This is a genomic window from Lawsonibacter hominis (assembly GCF_014287895.1).
GTDB classification, from domain to species: Bacteria; Bacillota; Clostridia; order Oscillospirales; family Oscillospiraceae; genus Lawsonibacter_A; species Lawsonibacter_A hominis.
Map to the genome: position 1 here is coordinate 1 of NZ_JACOPP010000015.1, position 17,096 is coordinate 17,096.

Sequence of the window (17,096 nt, forward strand, 5' to 3'; positions counted from 1 at the left end):
GCGCGTGCTCGTCGTCCGCCTATGGCGGACGACGAGCACGCGCAGCAGGCCGCAGTTCCTTCAAAAAGTGGCCACTTTTTCGACCCGTAGCGCCGCCCCCTCCGGCCTGATCCGGAGGGGGCGGCGCTGCGATCTGCGCTCAGGCCCCGCCCGCCAGTTTCGCCAGCAGGGCGAAGGCGGGCAGGGTGAGGATGGAGAACAGGGTGGTGAGGGTGACGACCTGGGCTCCGGCGACCGCATCCCGTTCAAACTGCTGGGCAAACATGGAGGCGGTACCGCCGGTGGGCGTGGCGGCCAGAATGATCAGAGCGGAATAGAGCACCGGGTCCAGTCCCAGTGGGTACAGCACCAGCAGGGTCAGGGCCGGCATGGCGGCGAGCTTGAGGAAGGCGGCCAGATAAAGCCGGCGGTCCCGGAAGGTGGCCCTCAGATCGGCAAAGGCCATCTGCGCCCCGATGACGATCATGGCCAGAGGGGTGTTCATGTCTCCGAGGAAACTCACCGCGCTGCCCACGACGGGCGGAAGGCGTATCCCCAGCAGGAACAGGGGCAGGCCCACGGCGGTAGCCAGGATTCCGGGGTTGAGGACGGCGCGCTTCAGGGAGAAGCGGCGCCTTCCCCCCATCAGCAGGATGCCATGGCTCCAGTTGTAGGCATTAAAGACGATAAAAATCACCGTCACATAGAGCATCCCGGGCGTACCCAGCACGGCCCGGATCAGCGGTATGCCCATAAACCCCACGTTTCCGTAGACCACGCCGAACTGAAGGGGCGCGCGGGTATCCGGCGGCTGACGGCGGAAAAAGGGCAGGATCAGCAGGCAGTAGACGGCGTACAGCCCCGCCGTCACCAGCGCCGCCGCCCCCATGGAGCGCAGCACTTCCGGGCTGCATCCCGTCTGCAGCGTGTTCACGATGAGGCAGGGGATGACGACATAGAGCAGCAAAAAGGTCATCCGCGGCAGATTGTCCCGGGTCAGCTTGCCCAGCCTGGCCAGCACAAACCCCACCGCCATCATCAAAAACAGCGTCCCCACCTGAGAGGCCACCAAAAACAGATTCTCCCGCATTTGCGATCCGACCTTATCCTTCCGTTCGTTCGCGCAGAAACGACGATTTCTCTGAGGATCAGTATAGCAAGTTTCGCCTCTCCTGTAAAGCCAAAAGCCATGCGCGCCTTGCGCTGCCTTGGAAGGGGTGGTATAATGCTATTGTCAAAAGGGCCGGAATGAATCCATTCCTTTCAATCGTCAGATAGCTTACTCGCCGCACAATGTAACTTTTCTCGGTGGCGAAGTTCAAGTGAAAGCCACTGAATGCGACCGGTAGCAATGTGAAATGCCGCCGTCAAGAAAAGCTCTTAATTTTCTTGCCGCTATTGGAATCTAACCTTTGAATCAGAAAAGGGGTGCGCACTGGTGAACGACCTTCAGATTGATTATTTTCTGGCTGTAGCCGACAGCGGCAGCTTTACGAGAGCGGCTCAAAAGTTCTACATTTCCCAGCCCGCCATCAGCCGTGTCATCTCTGCGCTAGAGCGCGAACTGGGCTTTCCCCTCTTTGACCGAACAAATCGCAGGACTACTCTGACTTCAGCAGGAAAGCTGTTCTACGAGGCGTTTTGCCAGTCCAAGCAGCTGATTGCAGCTGCGGTGCAGGCGGCTCAATCCATCAATAGCGACGAGTCCGGAACGATCCAATTGGGGCTTTTATCGGGGCTGGATTTTTCCAGCCTTATCCTGAATTTAGACGAACGCTTTGCACGAACCTACCCCAACATTACCATGAACACTGTCTTTTCCGACTTTCAGGAGTTGCGCAATTCTCTGGAGAATGGCCGGGCAGATGCAATTTTGACCATTGAGGATTCCCTGCTTCGCATGCCCCAGGCACAGACCCGGATTCTGGCAGAAAGTTTCCGGCTGCTGCTCTATGCCAAGCGTCACCCATTGGCCGGCAATGACGGGCTGACCCCGTGGGATTTTCGAGCCGAGCGCTTCCTGGTAGTTATGGATGAGAATCCTCACGCCGGAGACCTGGTAACCCAGTACTGCGCACCTTACGGGTTTTCGCCCAGACTCCTTACCGTTCCCAACATTGACTCTCTGGTAGCTGGAGTACAGAATCTCCAAGGAGTGGCTATCGTGGACGGCTGGTCTCGGGAGCGCACCAACGCTGCGTTTGGATATCTTCCGCTCAACAGCGCAAATCGCATCGTACTGGCCTGGCTCCCCACTTGTTCGAACCCACTGTTCCCCCTCTTTTTGAATGAACTCACTCTTCTGTCCCAGTATTGCCGTCCTGACTAAAGAACACTGTCGCAAAAGAAGCCGTATAACAACCAAAGCATAGCTTCTTATGCAATAGTTTGCCTCCCGTCATGCGAAACGCCATCCCCGGCGAACCTGCCGCCGGGGATGGCGTAGTTCAATTTTGTCCTGCCGCCCGCCTGCGCCCGCAGGTAGGGTAAAGGGGTTGTGCCGGGGGCTGAATACCGCCGTCTGTAAAGTACCCTCCATACGCAGGCCACGCCAGAATTCTGCAGTGCAGCCCCAAACGGCAGTCTTTCTGCAACCGGTTGATCAAGGGAGCGTCAGGCCAGACCGGGGGCCAGCGTGAGTATTAGGGTAACCACCGCAGTGGCGATAGTTGTATTGATTACCGTACACACGCCCACATACTTATAGGACTGCCGGGTCTCCGCCTTGGCAAGGCCTGTGGCAGCAATAAAACCGGCATTTGTGGGAAGGGTATCCAACGTCGTGGCTGAGAAGGCTGCGATACGGTGCAGCGCGGACATATTTACGCCCATGGCCGCAAAGGTATCCTTGAACATGGGCAGTGCCGCACCGATGGCCGCAGGACCAGAGCCACAGATGGCGGTGACCAGCACAATAGCAAACATAGCGATGAATAGCGGCGGTCCCTGAATTGAGGTAACAGCGGTGCTGAACTGGCCGAAGGTTTCAGTCGCCTGAACCACAGAGCCGAAACCCGCTAGGGCCGCACTGGATAGGCATAGTACACTGGCGCTGGCCACAGCGCCACCAAGCAGCTTCAAAATGGCCCTTACGCCCGCCAGATAGCGCCAAAACAGGAGAATACCGGCCAGGATGCCCGCAATGATGGAAAAGCCGATATAGATTTTGAAAAGATTGAACAAAACGAAAGTTACCACCAGGGGTACTAGTGCCGCAACGGGATTGGGCAAAGCTGCATTTTCTTCCACTGGGATATCGTCCTCTGCCGCCAGGAAAACCCGCCCAGCGGCAATTTCACGATTGGCCGCCCAATTCAGGAACAAAATGTTGAGCACGATCACCACCGCCCCGCCAATGAAACCTGGAACAGCAGCTGCCATAGAACTGGTCCCCAAGTACTGGATGGGGCCGGAGTTCTGAATCTGGGGACTACCAGGCATGGACAGGGCCGCTGTAGCCAAGGCGCCCAGCAGGATGCCCGGGGCCATATACCGCGGAATACAACTCTCCTTCAGTATCTCCAGGGTGAGGGGCATGAGCACAAACATCAGCACAATACCGCTGATTCCGCCATAGGACATCAAGGTACCGGCAATAAAGACGATAAGAATGCTGGTCAGCACCCCAGTGTGCTCTTTCTTGCCCTTGAGCAACCGAGAGATTGCTTTCGCTATGGAACGGGCAGCTCCGCTGGCGTTGAAGAGTTCGCCAAAAATTCCTCCCCACAAATAGATAGGCAGGTTGGCGGTAATGAACCCGCCCATACCGCTGAGGTAGATTGTCCCATATCCGTTGGTAGCACCCAGGCCATTGGTCACAGCCACGAGGATGGCGGCCAAGGCTCCGGCTACCACCACATGCACGCCTTTATACACCAGGATGATCAGAAGCGCCAATGCTACAAAAATACCAATTAGACCGATTATGTTCATCTGTTTTCCTTCCTCTCTTTTTATAGTCTCCCAAATCAGTCCAGCTTCATCCGCAAAATATATACGCCGTCATGGAAGGTGTCTACGTAGATATAGCCCCTATCGTCCACCACACAATCTTCGGTAGTGCCCAGCAAGGGACCGGGCTGCGGCACGTCAAACAAAGGGCGTTCAGGATTGGGCGGAATGAAATAGGCCAGTTCCTTGATATAGTAGGGATCAGACACATCATATACACGTAATCCAGCATGGAAATAGCAGCAATAAACCCGGTTCGGATTCTCCTCCAGCCCTGGCTTACCCATGGGTTCATGAAGGTTGTGCGGGCCAAAGGGGCCTTGGCAACCGATGCCGCAGTTATTAAAGTTGGGGTAGGGGAAATCAGCAGGAACCTCCGGATAGGGGAATTCGGCAACGAGCGTCGGATCAGAGGGATCGGATACATCAATCATGTGCAAGTTGTTCATAGGTTGTGCCCCACCCTGAACAACATCGTACTCTTTGGACAGCAATTCCTTGTTCCAGCTCATGAAACGCTCGCCCTCATTGCTAAGAACCGCAAAATTACGCCCGGCAAGGGGCAAGAACGTATGACAGCGGGCGCCAGCGCGTTTTCCGGAGAAGGGAGGCTGCATCATAATTTGTCCCAGCAACTTGGGACGCGTCACATCCTTCATATCCAAAATGACACCGCCACCGGCCCAATATCCACAATAAGCCTTACCATCTTGAACATAGGCCGGCCCATGAAGATGAGGCCAATCTTTTTCATCCATGTGACCCACAGGATAAGTTCCGTCGATCTGTCCATCAGCAAACTGTTCCGGTTTCCACCAACGACCAATCTCCCTGGGCTCCTTGGGGTCGGAGATATCAAGAATCCGAAGAATTTCAGCAATGTAACCCGGACAGTCAGCGGTCAGATACAGGTAGGGGCCGCCGTTGTACATAAATCTGTGTACACCCATACCTCCCTCAAATCCGGTTTCCCAGTGCGAAAGCAGTTCCGGCTTCTCGGGATCCTTAATGCTGTAAATATTGATACCGCTGATGCATTTATCTTCCCATTTGCAGCCATGAAGGTACGGAATGCCACCCCCCAGTGCCACAACCATCAAATTCTCTGCTATCTGGATCTTAGGAGTACTTTGCTTTTTGTAAACCTGAGGATCACACACTTCGAAATAGTCCACAAAACGGATGTTCCCAGGATCTGTTACGTTCAGGATCGTAACGCCCGCGCCCTTGAAGGAACCACAATACAGGTAGTAGCAGCCATCCTCAGTCTTGTGCAAGGCCATCTGAAAAGCCATGATACCGTTGAGGTCGTGATATCCTGCCACTTCCATGTTTTTGATGTAGCCCTGATTTTCCGCGTTCTTCGCATAGAATGGTATACCCATGGATTTGTCCTCCTTTATCATTTTTGTGGGATTGATTCCAGAAAGAATTTTATAAAATGCACAAAACAAAATCCAATCCCAAAGTTATGATGGGAAAGGATAACAAATATGTTATAATTAATTGTGCTTTTACATACTTCTTCATTAGAACACCTGACTCTGTAATATATTACAGCCAGTAGGTAAAACCACTATGTACCAAGCTATAACAACCACCTGCCCTCACTGGCTCAGGGAGCGCTAGACCCGGAATTTCCCGGCTGACAAGCGCCTGCGGATATGGTATAATAGCCGCGATACGGTTATGATACCGCTTGAGCGGCACGGTCTGCTCCCGCCCTGCAGGCTTCAACCGCGGACGCCGCCGCGTGCCCCTTGCCCGGCACGTCCGGTCCGCCCCCTGCGGGACGGCCGCGCCGGAACCGCAGCACGACCCCATTTGAACCAGAAGGAGCGAGGCGTGATGACAAAAACAAAAGTCCTGGGTTACCTGGCCCTTGTCCTGCTCTGCACGGCGGTGGTTTTACTGCTGATCGCCCTGCGCGGGTCCTAAATTCAATTACAAGAGGTCTTTTCATGTACGAAACGATCCCCCTTCCCAACGGGGTGCGCATCCTGACCGAGCGGGTGCCCTATGTGCGCTCGGCCGCTCTGGGCATCTGGGTGGGCACCGGCTCCCGTCACGAGCGAAGCGGCGCCAATGGCGCCGCCCATTTTATTGAGCATATGCTGTTCAAGGGCACCCAGCACCGCACCGCCGAGAAGCTGGCCGGGGAAATGGACGCGGTGGGCGGACAGATCAACGCCTTTACCACCAAAGAGTGCACCTGCTTTTACGCCCGGGTGCTGGATACCCACCTCGCCCAGGCCGCCGATATCCTGTGCGACATGTTCTTCTCCTCCCGGTTCGACGAGGCCGACGTTGCCACCGAGCGGGGCGTCATCCTGGAGGAGATCGGCATGTACGAGGACAACCCCGAGGATCTGTGCGCCGAGCGGCTGGCGGCGGCGGTCTTTCAGGGCACCCCTCTGGCCCGCCCCATCCTGGGCCGCAAGGCCACCCTGGAGAAAATGAGCGGAGCCTGGCTGCGGGACTACAAGGCCGCCCACTATGGTCCGGAACGGATCGTGGTGGCGTTGGCGGGCAGCTTTGCCCAGGCCGACGTGGACTCCCTGCGCGCCCGCTTTTCCGCCATGGAGGCCAGGCCCCTTCCCCCCTCCCCGCCGGGGCGCTACACCCCTGCCGTCACGGTCAAACGCAAGGCCATCGAGCAAAACCACCTGACCCTGGCCTTCCCCGGCCTGCCCTTTGCCGACGAGCGGCGCTTTACCCTCCAGCTGCTCTCCTCCATCCTGGGGGGCGGCATGTCCTCCCGTCTGTTCCAGCAGGTCCGGGAACAGCGCGGACTGTGCTACTCCATCTACTCCTATGGCACCTGCCATGACGATACCGGCTATTTCGGGGTCTATACCGCCTTGGGCCGGGAGACGGAGGGAGCGGCGCTGGAGACGGTCTTCTCCGTCATTCGGGACTTTGCCGAGCATGGGGTCACGGAGGAGGAGCTCTCCCGCGCCCGGGAGCAGTCCAAGGCCAATGTGCTCATGGGGCTGGAGTCCACCCAGTCCCGCATGAGCAGTTTGGGCCGGGGGGCGCTGCTGGTGGGCCGGGTACTGGACGAAGACGAGGTCATCGCCCGCTACGACGCGGTCACCCGGGAGGACGTACGCCGGCTGGCCCAGGAGCTGTTCCAGTTTCAGAACGCCTCCCTCTCGGCAGTCGGCCGGGTCGGGAGTGCCGACGCCTACTGGGCGCTGCTGCAGTAAACAGTCAAAAACAGGCCTGCTGCAAAAAACCGGGCGGCCACATGCCGCCCGGTTTTGTCAGCTGCAGCGCCCGCTTTTCAGGCCTCCAGGCATTGGATGAACTCCTCCAGCCGCGGGGTGTTCTCCTGACTCCAGCACACGGAGATCGAGGGCTGCTGCCAGCCCTCCAGCACGGGGGTGGGGTAAAACAGGAGCTCGCCGCCCTGGTTGCGGTAAAACTCCCGGAATGCCACGCTGACTCCCTTGCCCGCCTGGAGCGCCAGTTCCATGGCGTTGATGCTGTTGAAATACTTGAACTCCGGCTCAAACCCCAGCTTGCGGCAGTGGGTCAGCACCGTGTCGCTGGCGTAGGTGGAATAGTTGGGCGCAAAGGCATAGATCACCTGGCCCTTCAGGTCGGACAGGGTGACCTGCTCCCGCCGGGCCAGGGGGTGGCGCCTGGAGAGGATGATAAAGACGTCCATATCCCGCAGATTGCGGAACTGGTAGCGGTCGGGCAGGCGTGCCACCTCATAATTGAAGGTGACGATGGCGTCCACCTGACCCATGAAAAGCCACTCCTGCACCTGCAGAAAGCCGCCGATCTCATACTCCAGCTCTCCGCCGGGATGGGCCTCATTATAGGCGCTCAGCCGGGGCAACACAAAGTCCACCACGCCGCACAGCTCCAAAAGGCCGATGCGGATGGAGGGCCGCCCCGCGTCCTGCACCGCCCGGGCACGGACCACCGCCTGATCGCAGCGCTCCAGCATGGCGCTCCATTCCCCCTGAAGCAGCTTGCCCGCGTCGGTGAGGGCCACCTTGGCGGTGCTGCGCTCGAACAGGCGCACGCCGATCTCCCGTTCCAGCTTGGCCACCTGCTTGCTGACGCACTGCTGGGACACAAACAGCCGTGCCGCCGCCGCCGTGAAGTTCAGACACTCGGCCACCGCTAAAAAATACTTGATCTGGATCAGGTTCACGGGTGGGACCTCCTTTCCGGGGCTTCCCCTTCCTGGGTTTTATTATATCGCAACCTCTGGTTGTTGTATATTGCAAAAATCCCCTCCCATGAATTTTTTCAAAAAACCTGTACGGAAACCGGACGCCGGTGCGTATCTGGTTTTGACCGCAACGGGAATTACTGCAGGTACACGCAAGCGCAAGGCGTGTTTGAAATCGGGACATATGCCGAAGGGGGATAAAACCAGATTTCCTTAACTGCAAGCACGGGGGCATACCGCCGTGTTCTGCGTACAAGGGACGCCACCTATTTATTTGCAGGAGAAGATTTGTCAAGGGGTCTTTTTGCCAATTGTAACATTTTCTTTTCGGATAGCTTTGCCACTTGCTCAGAGGGGCATAACAAGCCAAAAAGGGACACGCTTGCGCTCAGATGGGCGTGGGTGTGTTTTTGCCTTTCGTCCCCCTCGGAGAGCGCACGACTGCCGTTAGGCAGTACCACCGTCGCCCCTTGGGCGGTGGTGAGTAAGTGCGCCCTTACATAGGGGACTGGAAAACACATGACTGCCTTCTTTGAATGCCAGAGGTATAATTTAGACGGATACACAAACTTGAAGTTAAGGAGGCAAACAGTATGAAGAAAATGGTATTTGGAATAGCATTGATTTTGTTCGGATTTAGCATGGCTTACATTTCTGTGCAGGCGCAGTGGGCGATTATGCAGTTAGCATCTCTGCTGTCTGTGTTCATTGGACTGGGTTTTTCAATTTTGGGATTTATTGAGAGAGATAAATAAATTCCGGTTTGTCGGGTCGATAATAAGATGTGCGGCAGCGCTCTAAGCTGTCGCACATCTTGATTACCCGCGAACAGAACGGACGGCATTTGTCAAGGCCGGGCGTAAAGCGTTGTCCGTTCTGCTACACATTATAGGCACATCCTCCTTTTAGCGGGGGGCATTCACCACAAATGAGCCGCCAGCCGTTGTATATTAGGTGGTAAAAACCACCCTTTACAGATTACATCTCAGACGCCGATTTGATCTCCTTCACCAAGCAATCCGATATCCCCAGCTTTTCCGGATACGCCGGAGAGCAGACCCTGCTCCAACTACCTGCGTGACCGGTACCGGGAAGCGCCGGCCCTGTATCTCCGGGGCGATCCGGAGAAGCCGTACGTATCCTCTAATTGCGAGATGCCGCCCATTGAGCCGGGGTTAATGGCAGGGATAGGCGAGTCGGATGCCGCCCGCAGGACGAAGCAATACCGCAGCCATCTGATCGATCTCAAATTGTTCCGTCAGATGCGGGAGGAGAACAAGTCCCGACCGGGCGCACCGCAAGCGGCCAAGGGGGGCCACCCATCCCCCGCTCCGCCGCTCCCCATGCGACCGGATCGGCAAACAGAGCGGCCCCGGGGAACGGACCTGCGTTCCCCGGGGCCTTTTACGGCGTTACAGCCGCTGCTTGCGCAAAAGCCGGATATCCTCGCCGTAGAAGGGGAGCACCCGGTATTCCCCCTCCAGCCGGGAGGCGATCTGGCCGGTGTAGCGGCGGCGTACCTCGTCCATGGACAGGTTGGAGGAGATCACCGTCCGCTTGTCCGCCATCAGGCGGGCGTTGACCAGGGTATACAGGGCGGACTGGACAAAGGGGGTAGTCAGCTCGCTGCCCAGGTCGTCCAGGATCAGCAGATCGCAGCCCAGATACCGCCGGGTCTCGTCCCGGGCCTCCTCCGCGTCCAGCTTGTCCCGGGCAAATTTCTGCTCCTCAAAGCGGGCGAAAATATTCACCGCCGTATCATAGACCACGGAAAAGCCGTTTTCCGACACGGTGCGGGCGATACAGGCGGACAAAAAGGTCTTCCCGAGCCCCGGGGCGCCGGTCAGGAAGAGGTTTTTGAAGTAGAATTTTCCAAACTTCTGGGCGTAATTCAGGCACACCTCATAGATAAACTCCATGTTCTCCCGGGGGGAGACGGCCTCCCCCGGCCAGGCCTGGGCATTATAGTAGTCCAGGGAAAACGCGTCAAAGGACTGCTCTCCCAGTTCCAGCAGCTTGGACAGCTCCCGGATCTGCTCCTGGGCGCAGAGCGTTTTCAAACAGGTGCACATCTCCACGCCGATCCACCCCGTATCCTTACATTTGGGGCAGGCGGGACGCTCGTCCAGGGCGTCGGCCGGATAGCCCGCACCGGTCAGCAGGGCGGTGCGTTCGGCCTGCAGGTCCAGGTTCCGGTCCCGGATCACGCCGATGGCGGGGGCCGGGTCCCGGCCCTCCCGCAGGGAGGCTGAAATGATCTGCAAAATGGTCCCCCGCAGCTGCCTGTCGATCTCCGCCACCCGGGGCAGGCGCCGGTAGATCTCCGCCCGCCGGCGCTCCAGCTCCCGCGCCCGGTCCTCCCGGGCTTCCTCCAGACGCCGGGCGGCCCGGCGCAGAACGCTCGCCTCGTAGGCCATGGCTTATCCCCCCTCCTCACGCTGTTTTTTCATAAAGGCCCGCATCCGCTCCAGGTCCTCCCGTACCCGCGCGTCCGCCTCGCCTGGGGCGGCGGAGCGCCCGGGTTCCGCCGCCCCCGCCCGGACCGGCCGCGGCCGGTCTCCCGCCTCGATCTCCGCCAGGGTATGCAGGTTCTTTTTGTGCCAGAGGCACAAGATCCCGTTCATGTAATCCCAGTCCATGCCCTGCTTTTTGTATACCGTCTTTTCGTAAGCAAGGCGGAGGGCCTCGTCCCCAAAGCCCATATCCGTCCAGGCTGCGATCTTTTTCCGTTCCTTCTCCACCAGGGGGCGGGGCTTCTGATCCAGCAGGCGCAGGATCTCCCCTTCCCGGGTACGCAGGGTCGCCAGGCGCTTCAGGTGCTGCTCGGCGGCCTCCAGCGTATCCGCCCCCTGCCGCTTCCAAAGGAAGCCTTCCTTCTGGACCTGCGACATGCTGGGCACCCGCCCGGGCCCGTACTTGCGCTGGAATTCCTCCACGCACCAGCTCACCAGCAGGCAGATGACCTCCGGGGGCAGGCCCAGGTAGTCGTACAGGGTAAACAGGCTCTTGAGCCCGGCCGTGGAGAGGATCTTCCCCAGCCGCCGCTGGACCTCGGCGACCAGGCCCGGAAAGCCGGAGCGTCCGTCCTCCAGTTCCCGCGTAATGTCGGCGGCGGAGTATTCCGGCGGCCCCTCCGGCTCCGGCGGCGCCGGAGGAGGAGCCGGCTGGGCGCTTTGTTCCGCCAGGCCCAGCTGCGCCAGCGCCTCCAGGGCGGCGTCCAGCCGCACCCCGTCCCAGCGCAGGGCCCTCCGGGCCGCGTCTGGTGCGGCGGAACGCCCGTGACGCAGCAGCCACAGGTAGAGCAGCGCCGCGTCTCCGTTCCCGGCGCGCAGCAGCCGGTCCGCCGCCGGACCGGTCATCGATACGATCTCTCCAGGCAGCAGCAGCTCCTGTGCCACGGGCGTCCCTCCCTCCGCAGGTATTGTGTTTCTATCATATCACAACCTTCCGTTGTTGTACACAAAAAACATCTGCGGGCATTCCGTTCTGCCGCCCTCCGCTACTGCTTTGCCTCGCCCGGGATCTGCCGGCTGCACAGGAACCAGTCCTCACACTCCAGATGCTGGGCCTGCGGGTTGTTCTGCCGGGAGAGCAGTTCGTCATAGGTCCGGGGCGGCGGCACCAGGGCCGGCTGTCCCGGCTGCCAGTTGGCGGGGGTGACCACATGCTCCCGGTCCGTGGTCTGAAGCGCGGTGAGCAGCCGCAGGATCTCCGGTATGCTGCGGCCGTTGGTCAGCGGGTAGACCAAAATGGCCCGGATGGTCTGCTCCGGGTCGATGAAAAACACATTGCGCACGGTCTCCTGACGGCTCACATCGGGCGCCATCATCCCGTAGAGCCGCGCGATCTCGCCGGTGCGGTCCGCAATGATTGGAAATGGTACCTGTACGCCGGTCGCCACGTAGATGGCGTAGACCCACGCCAGATGGGACGGGTTACTATCGATGCTCAGTCCCAGCAGCTGGGCGCCGCGGGCTTCAAATTGGGGCTGCGCCTTGGAAAAGGCAAGAAACTCGGTGGTGCAGACCGGCGTAAAGTCGCCGGGGTGAGAAAAAAGAACGACCCATTTGCCCTGATAGTCGGACAGCTTGATGGGCCCGAAGGTGGTGGCTGCGGAAAAATCGGGCGCCTTCATGCCGATGCGGATACAGTTGTTCTCCACGCGGAATAACCTCCATTCTGTACCGCTATCTTATGCAGAAGATGGGCGCATCGTGCCGGATGCGCCCGCGCGCCAAGCCCGCTTCCAGGCCCCAGCGGAGCAGTTCCCCGGAATTTGTGACTTTTCTTTGCATAATATATTGTTTTTTTGTAAACGTTAGCACTCTCATATTGACAGTGCTAATCCGCCGGTCTATGATAAGGGCGTACCAAGAAAGAGGGACCGGAGCGGCCCCTCCGCAGGGCATAAGGTAAGACGACGAATGGAGGAATGACTTATGTTGCCCAGCATTTTTGGTGAGAACCTGTTTGACGACTTCTTTGATTCCGGTTTCGACCGGGCCTTCTGGGGCGGGCGCGATGCGCTGTACGGCAAGCATGCCAAGCACCTGATGAAGACCGACGTAAAAGAGCGACCGGAGGAATACGAGCTGGCCGTAGATCTGCCCGGCTTTCAGAAGGACGAGGTGAACGTGGGCCTGGAGAACGGCTATCTGACCATCCGCGCCGCCAAGGGCCTGGATAAGGACAAAACGGACAAGGACGGCAAATACATCCGTCAGGAACGGTACGCCGGAGTCTGCACCCGCAGTTTTTATGTGGGCGATGTGAAGCCGGAGGAAATCCGCGCCAAGTACGAGTCCGGCGTTCTGACGCTGCACATCCCCAAGCGGGACGTCAAGACCGCGCAGCAGCCCAACCGCATCGCAATCGAATAAGGTCTTTCCGGCGGGGCCGGGGCGCGAGCAAAACTCGTGCCCCGGCCCTTTGACATTTTCGAGCGTTTCCACCAAAACCCGCAAAGTTCATGAAGATTTTATTTTTAATTTACGGCAGCTATGCTATAATAATACGAACGGGCGCAGCCGCTTTTCGGTTGATTCCCGCGGTTTTGCCGCATTTGTTTGAACGGCGGCTGCATCCGTCCGCAATTTCGTACTTCAGGGCCGGTTCTCATGCGCCCTTCCACCCGCGCGCAAATGATACGGCGCGTTCCGGCCGCCTTGCCCAAAGCACTTGCGCCGGAAGACGCCTGTGTGTTCCAGGCTTGCGGCTTTGCGCCGTATGCAGTATAATGAAACTAGATTCGTATGGTCAGGAGGGCTTTCCATGAAGAACCGCGTCACCGTAACCATTGCCGGGCAGGAGTATACCCTCGTCGCCGCCGAGGATGTGCGTTACGTCCAGAGGGTCGCCAGCCATGTGGACGCCAAGGTGCAGGAGGTGCTGGACGGCGCGAAGGTCTCCATGGTGGACGGCGCCGTTCTGGCTGCGGTAAACATCGCCGACGAGTATTTCAAGGAAGTGGAGACCGCCGAGAACCTGCGCCGTCAGCTCAAGGAGTACCTGGAGGAGGCCACCAAGATGAAGCTGGAGCTCTCCGAGGCCAAACGCGAGATTTTTAAGCTTCAGAACCAAAAGGCCAAATAGGCCGCCGCCTTACCAGGTCCGGAAATTCGATCGCCCCGGAGGTCCTTATGTTAGAGCTGCTTTCTCCTGCCGGTTCTATGGAGGCGCTGTTCCCCGCGCGACCGGCCGCGCGGGGGCCCCTTTGATTCGAGCTTATCGCCGGACGGGAGTGAATCCCGTCCGGCTCCGCCGCTTCCGCGGCGGGGCGGCCGCCGCCTTACCAAATCCGGAAATTCGATCACCCCGGAGGTCCTTATGTTAGAGCTGCTTTCTCCTGCCGGTTCCATGGAGGCGGTGGCCGCGGCCGTGCAGAACGGCGCGGACGCCGTCTATCTGGGATATGGGGATTTTAACGCCCGCCGCAATGCAAAGAATTTCTCCCGGGAGGAATTTGCGGCGGCGGTTTCTTATTGCCATCTGCGGGGCGCCAAGGTCTATCTGACGTTGAACACCCTGCTCACCGACCGGGAGCTGCCCGAAGCCGCCAAATACGCCGCAGACGCCTCGGCCATCGGGGCGGACGCGGTGCTGGTACAGGATCTGGGCGTGCTGCGGATGCTGCGGCAGGTATCCCCCGATCTGCCCCTCCACGCCTCCACCCAGATGACGCTGCACAATCTGGACGGCGTCAAGCAGGCCGCTGATCTGGGGCTTCAGCGGGCGGTGCTCGCCCGGGAGCTGTCCCGGGACCAGATCGCCTACATCTGTGAGCGCTCCCCCATCGAAATCGAGGTCTTCGCCCACGGGGCCCTGTGCATGTGCTACTCGGGGCAGTGCTTTCTGTCCTCCGTCATCGGGGGACGCAGCGGCAATCGGGGCCTTTGCGCCCAGCCCTGCCGTCTGAAGTACGGCTGGGCGGAGCGGGCCGACGCCTATCCGCTCTCCCTGAAGGACCTGTCCTTGGCGGGGCACCTCCAGGAACTGCGCAAGATGGGGGTGGCCTGCGTCAAGCTGGAGGGGCGCATGAAGCGCCCGGAGTACGTGGCCATTGTCACAGGCATCTACGCCGCCGCCATCCGGGAGAACCGGGAGCCCACGGCGGAGGAGCTGGCCCAGCTGGAGGCCGCATTCTCCCGGCAGGGCTTCACCCAGGGATACTATCTGGACCGGCAGGGCCCGGAGATGTTCGGCGTGCGGGAGGAAGCGGGCAAGGAGCCCCGCGAGCTGTTTGCCCGGGCCCGTAATACCTACCAGAGCGGAGAGGCCGCCCGGGTCCCCGTGACCTTCTACGCTCTGATCCGTCCCGGCGAGCCCGCCCGGGTCGGGGTGGAGGACCCCCAGGGCCGGGTGGCCACCGCCGAGGGCAGCGTGCCTGAGGCCGCCCATACCCGCGCCCTGGACGCCCCGACGGTGGAGAAGCAGCTCTCCCGCACCGGTGGCACCCCCTACCGCTGCGAGAAGGTCCGCGCCCTGGTCGAACCGGGCCTGTCCCTCCCCCTGGCAGCCCTGAACGCCCTGCGCCGGGAGGCCCTGGACGCCTTGAGCGGGCAGCGCTGTCAGCCGCCACCCCGGCGGGGCGGGACCTATCATGCCGGGGCCCGGTACGAAAACCGGAAGGACCCCCCCGTGCTCACGCTCTCCCTGCGGTACGCCGAACAGCTCACCGCGGAGCTGCTCTCCCTCTCGCCCGCGCTGGTCTACCTCCCGTTGGACGAGCTGTGCGCCCATCCGGACAAGGCCGCCGGGACCCCAAACACCCGCATCGGCGTCACCCTGCCCCGGGTGGCCTGGGACCGGGAGTGGCCGCAGCTGCTGGAACAGCTGCGCAGGGCCCGCGCGCTGGGCGTGGAGGACGCCCTGGCGGGGAACCTGGGCATGCTCTCCTGCGTCAAAGAACTGGGCTTCACCCTCCGGGGGGATTTTGGCCTGGAGGTGTACAACTCCCAGGCGCTCAAGCAGCTCAAACGGCTGGGGCTCCGGTCCGCCGCCGTCTCCTTTGAGCTGAAGCTGGCCCAGATCCGGGATATCTCCAAGTGCATGGACATAGAGATGATAACCTACGGGCGGCTGCCCCTGATGATCCTGGAAAACTGCATCATTCAAAACCGCGCCGGGCACTGCGGCTGTGAAAACCCCAATGTGCTTACCGACCGGAGGGGGGCCCGTTTCCCGGTGATCCAGGCCCCCGGCTGCCGCAATGAGCTTTTGAATTCCCAAAAGCTTTTCCTGGCGGACAAGGCCGCCGACTACCGCCGCATCGGCCTGTGGGCCCAGCGGCTGCTGTTTACCACGGAAAACCCCAAAGAGTGCGTGCAGGTGACCCGGCGGTATTTGGAAAACGACCGCTGGGCTCCCGCCGAATATACCAGAGGCCTCTATTACCGGGACGTAGAATAAGGAGAACGCCAATATGCAGATGAAGCTTTTTGTCCAGCGGCTGGACCCCCGTGCGCCGCTGCCCGCCTACCAGACCCCCGGTTCCGCCGCCATGGACCTGGCCGCCCTGCTGGACGCGCCGGTGACCATCGCCCCCCGCGCCCTGGTGAACATCCCCACGGGGCTTGCCATCGCGCTGCCCGACGCGGGCTGGGTGGCGCTGGTCTTCGCCCGCTCGGGCCTGGGCATCAAGCACGGGATCGCCCTGTCCAACGGAGTGGGGGTCATCGACAGCGATTATCGGGGAGAGCTCCGGGTGGGGCTGACCAACCTGTCTGACACGCCCTATACGGTCCAGCCCGGCGACCGGGTGGCCCAGCTCATGGTGGTGCCCGTAGCCCGGGCCTGCGTGCTGGAGCTTGACGAGCTGCCCGCCACCCAGCGGGGCGCGGGCGGCTTCGGCTCCACGGGGAAGTGAGGCGCATGGGCATCGTTTTGGCCTCCCGGTCCCCCCGCCGGCGCCAGCTGCTGGAGCAGATGGGCCTGCGGGACTTCCGCATCGTCTGCTCCGACGCGGATGAGACGGCGTCCCCCGGCCTGACGCCCCCGGCGCTGGTGGAAGCGCTTTCCGCCCGAAAGGCCGCAGCCGTGCAGCACGCGGCGGCGGCCGGGGACCTGATCATCGCCGCCGACACGGTGGTGGCCCTGGACGGCCGGGTCCTGGGCAAGCCCGCCGACGGGCCGGACGCATTCGCCATGCTTTCCGCCCTCTCCGGCCGGCGCCACCAGGTCTACACCGGCCTGACCGTGGTATGCGGCGCGCAGCGTCTGACTGAGCACGAGGTCACGGCCGTGACCTTTCGGAGCCTGTCCAGCGCGGAGATCTGCGCCTACATTGCGACCGGCGAGCCCATGGACAAGGCGGGCGCCTATGGAATCCAGGGGCGGGGCGCCCTGTTCGTGGAGGGGATCGAGGGGGATTATTACAACGTGATGGGCCTGCCGGTGTGCCGTCTGGGGCGCATCCTGGCCCGGCTGGGCGTGGACTGCGCCCGGCTTTGGAGCGAGCTGTGACCGTTGAGAGGGA

At 60.5% G+C, this 17,096-nt stretch carries 15 protein-coding genes; 8 read left to right on the top strand and 7 right to left on the bottom strand.

Translation table 11 applies throughout. The features are described 5' to 3' along the window. Positions 1-139: 139 nt before the first annotated feature. Positions 140-1,069: an AEC family transporter gene (locus tag H8S57_RS10995; protein ID WP_186908140.1), complete on the bottom strand. Its 930-nt coding sequence runs from the start codon at positions 1,067-1,069 to the stop codon at positions 140-142. A 348-nt stretch (positions 1,070-1,417) separates the two neighbouring features. Here H8S57_RS10995 and H8S57_RS11000 point away from each other — a divergent pair, with 348 nt between their 5' ends. Then, the gene (locus H8S57_RS11000) at positions 1,418-2,308 is read left to right on the top strand and encodes a LysR family transcriptional regulator (RefSeq protein ID WP_186908141.1); all 891 of its coding nucleotides are present in this window, start codon (positions 1,418-1,420) and stop codon (positions 2,306-2,308) included. Between the two features lie 284 nt (positions 2,309-2,592). Here H8S57_RS11000 and H8S57_RS11005 read toward each other — a convergent pair whose 3' ends face one another. After that, positions 2,593-3,912 carry a GntP family permease gene (locus H8S57_RS11005; RefSeq protein ID WP_186908142.1) on the bottom strand — a complete coding sequence of 440 codons (1,320 nt, stop codon included), beginning with the start codon at positions 3,910-3,912 and terminating at the stop codon, positions 2,593-2,595. Positions 3,913-3,947: 35 nt separating this feature from the next. Next, a complete protein-coding gene (locus tag H8S57_RS11010) occupies positions 3,948-5,315 on the bottom strand; it encodes an LVIVD repeat-containing protein (protein ID WP_186908143.1) in 1,368 nt (455 codons plus the stop codon). A gap of 576 nt (positions 5,316-5,891) precedes the next feature. Here H8S57_RS11010 and H8S57_RS11015 point away from each other — a divergent pair. After that, positions 5,892-7,139: a M16 family metallopeptidase gene (locus H8S57_RS11015; RefSeq protein WP_186908144.1), complete on the top strand. Its 1,248-nt coding sequence runs from the start codon at positions 5,892-5,894 to the stop codon at positions 7,137-7,139. Between the two features lie 77 nt (positions 7,140-7,216). On the opposite strand, the gene H8S57_RS11020 is transcribed toward H8S57_RS11015, so the two are convergent. Further along, positions 7,217-8,101: a LysR family transcriptional regulator gene (locus tag H8S57_RS11020; RefSeq protein WP_186908145.1), complete on the bottom strand. Its 885-nt coding sequence runs from the start codon at positions 8,099-8,101 to the stop codon at positions 7,217-7,219. Between the two features lie 614 nt (positions 8,102-8,715). Here H8S57_RS11020 and H8S57_RS11025 point away from each other — a divergent pair. After that, the gene (locus H8S57_RS11025) at positions 8,716-8,877 is read left to right on the top strand and encodes a hypothetical protein (protein ID WP_186908146.1); all 162 of its coding nucleotides are present in this window, start codon (positions 8,716-8,718) and stop codon (positions 8,875-8,877) included. A gap of 657 nt (positions 8,878-9,534) precedes the next feature. Here the strand turns inward: H8S57_RS11025 and H8S57_RS11030 are convergent. The 3 genes from H8S57_RS11030 to H8S57_RS11040 form a co-directional block, all read right to left on the bottom strand. Further along, complete coding sequence (locus tag H8S57_RS11030) at positions 9,535-10,539, bottom strand: ATP-binding protein (RefSeq protein ID WP_186908147.1); 1,005 nt, start codon at positions 10,537-10,539, stop codon at positions 9,535-9,537. Positions 10,540-10,542: 3 nt separating this feature from the next. Next, entirely contained in the window at positions 10,543-11,520 is a 978-nt protein-coding gene (locus H8S57_RS11035; protein ID WP_256174435.1) for a DnaD domain protein, read from the bottom strand. A 101-nt stretch (positions 11,521-11,621) separates the two neighbouring features. Further along, positions 11,622-12,284 (bottom strand): peroxiredoxin, encoded by a 663-nt coding sequence (locus tag H8S57_RS11040; RefSeq protein WP_186908148.1) that lies wholly within the window; start codon positions 12,282-12,284, stop codon positions 11,622-11,624. A 277-nt stretch (positions 12,285-12,561) separates the two neighbouring features. Between H8S57_RS11040 and H8S57_RS11045 the strand changes: the two genes are divergently transcribed. The 5 genes from H8S57_RS11045 to H8S57_RS11065 all read left to right on the top strand — a co-directional run bounded on the left by H8S57_RS11045 (position 12,562) and on the right by H8S57_RS11065 (position 17,083). Further along, positions 12,562-13,002, top strand: a complete 441-nt coding sequence (locus H8S57_RS11045) for an Hsp20/alpha crystallin family protein (protein ID WP_186908149.1) — start codon at positions 12,562-12,564, stop codon at positions 13,000-13,002. A 391-nt stretch (positions 13,003-13,393) separates the two neighbouring features. Then, complete coding sequence (locus H8S57_RS11050; protein ID WP_186908150.1) at positions 13,394-13,714, top strand: cell division protein ZapA; 321 nt, start codon at positions 13,394-13,396, stop codon at positions 13,712-13,714. 234 nt (positions 13,715-13,948) lie between these two features. Continuing rightward, positions 13,949-16,030 (top strand): U32 family peptidase, encoded by a 2,082-nt coding sequence (locus H8S57_RS11055; RefSeq protein ID WP_186908151.1) that lies wholly within the window; start codon positions 13,949-13,951, stop codon positions 16,028-16,030. A gap of 19 nt (positions 16,031-16,049) precedes the next feature. After that, positions 16,050-16,487, top strand: coding sequence for a dUTP diphosphatase (dut, locus tag H8S57_RS11060; protein ID WP_207723776.1), 438 nt, complete (start codon positions 16,050-16,052; stop codon positions 16,485-16,487). 5 nt (positions 16,488-16,492) lie between these two features. Next, complete coding sequence (locus H8S57_RS11065; protein ID WP_186908153.1) at positions 16,493-17,083, top strand: Maf family protein; 591 nt, start codon at positions 16,493-16,495, stop codon at positions 17,081-17,083. The last annotated feature ends 13 nt before the right edge of the window (positions 17,084-17,096 follow it).

What these genes read in the sequence shown, in the direction of transcription:
- H8S57_RS10995 (WP_186908140.1), bottom strand. Translation starts at nt 1,069, where the DNA reads ATGCGGGAGAATCTGTTTTTGGTGGCCTCTCAGGTGGGGACGCTGTTT.
- H8S57_RS11005 (WP_186908142.1), bottom strand. Translation starts at nt 3,912, where the DNA reads ATGAACATAATCGGTCTAATTGGTATTTTTGTAGCATTGGCGCTTCTG.
- H8S57_RS11010 (WP_186908143.1), bottom strand. Translation starts at nt 5,315, where the DNA reads ATGGGTATACCATTCTATGCGAAGAACGCGGAAAATCAGGGCTACATC.
- H8S57_RS11015 (WP_186908144.1), top strand. Translation starts at nt 5,892, where the DNA reads ATGTACGAAACGATCCCCCTTCCCAACGGGGTGCGCATCCTGACCGAG.
- H8S57_RS11025 (WP_186908146.1), top strand. Translation starts at nt 8,716, where the DNA reads ATGAAGAAAATGGTATTTGGAATAGCATTGATTTTGTTCGGATTTAGC.
- H8S57_RS11030 (WP_186908147.1), bottom strand. Translation starts at nt 10,539, where the DNA reads ATGGCCTACGAGGCGAGCGTTCTGCGCCGGGCCGCCCGGCGTCTGGAG.
- H8S57_RS11045 (WP_186908149.1), top strand. Translation starts at nt 12,562, where the DNA reads ATGTTGCCCAGCATTTTTGGTGAGAACCTGTTTGACGACTTCTTTGAT.
- H8S57_RS11050 (WP_186908150.1), top strand. Translation starts at nt 13,394, where the DNA reads ATGAAGAACCGCGTCACCGTAACCATTGCCGGGCAGGAGTATACCCTC.
- H8S57_RS11055 (WP_186908151.1), top strand. Translation starts at nt 13,949, where the DNA reads ATGTTAGAGCTGCTTTCTCCTGCCGGTTCCATGGAGGCGGTGGCCGCG.
- dut (WP_207723776.1), top strand. Translation starts at nt 16,050, where the DNA reads ATGAAGCTTTTTGTCCAGCGGCTGGACCCCCGTGCGCCGCTGCCCGCC.
- H8S57_RS11065 (WP_186908153.1), top strand. Translation starts at nt 16,493, where the DNA reads ATGGGCATCGTTTTGGCCTCCCGGTCCCCCCGCCGGCGCCAGCTGCTG.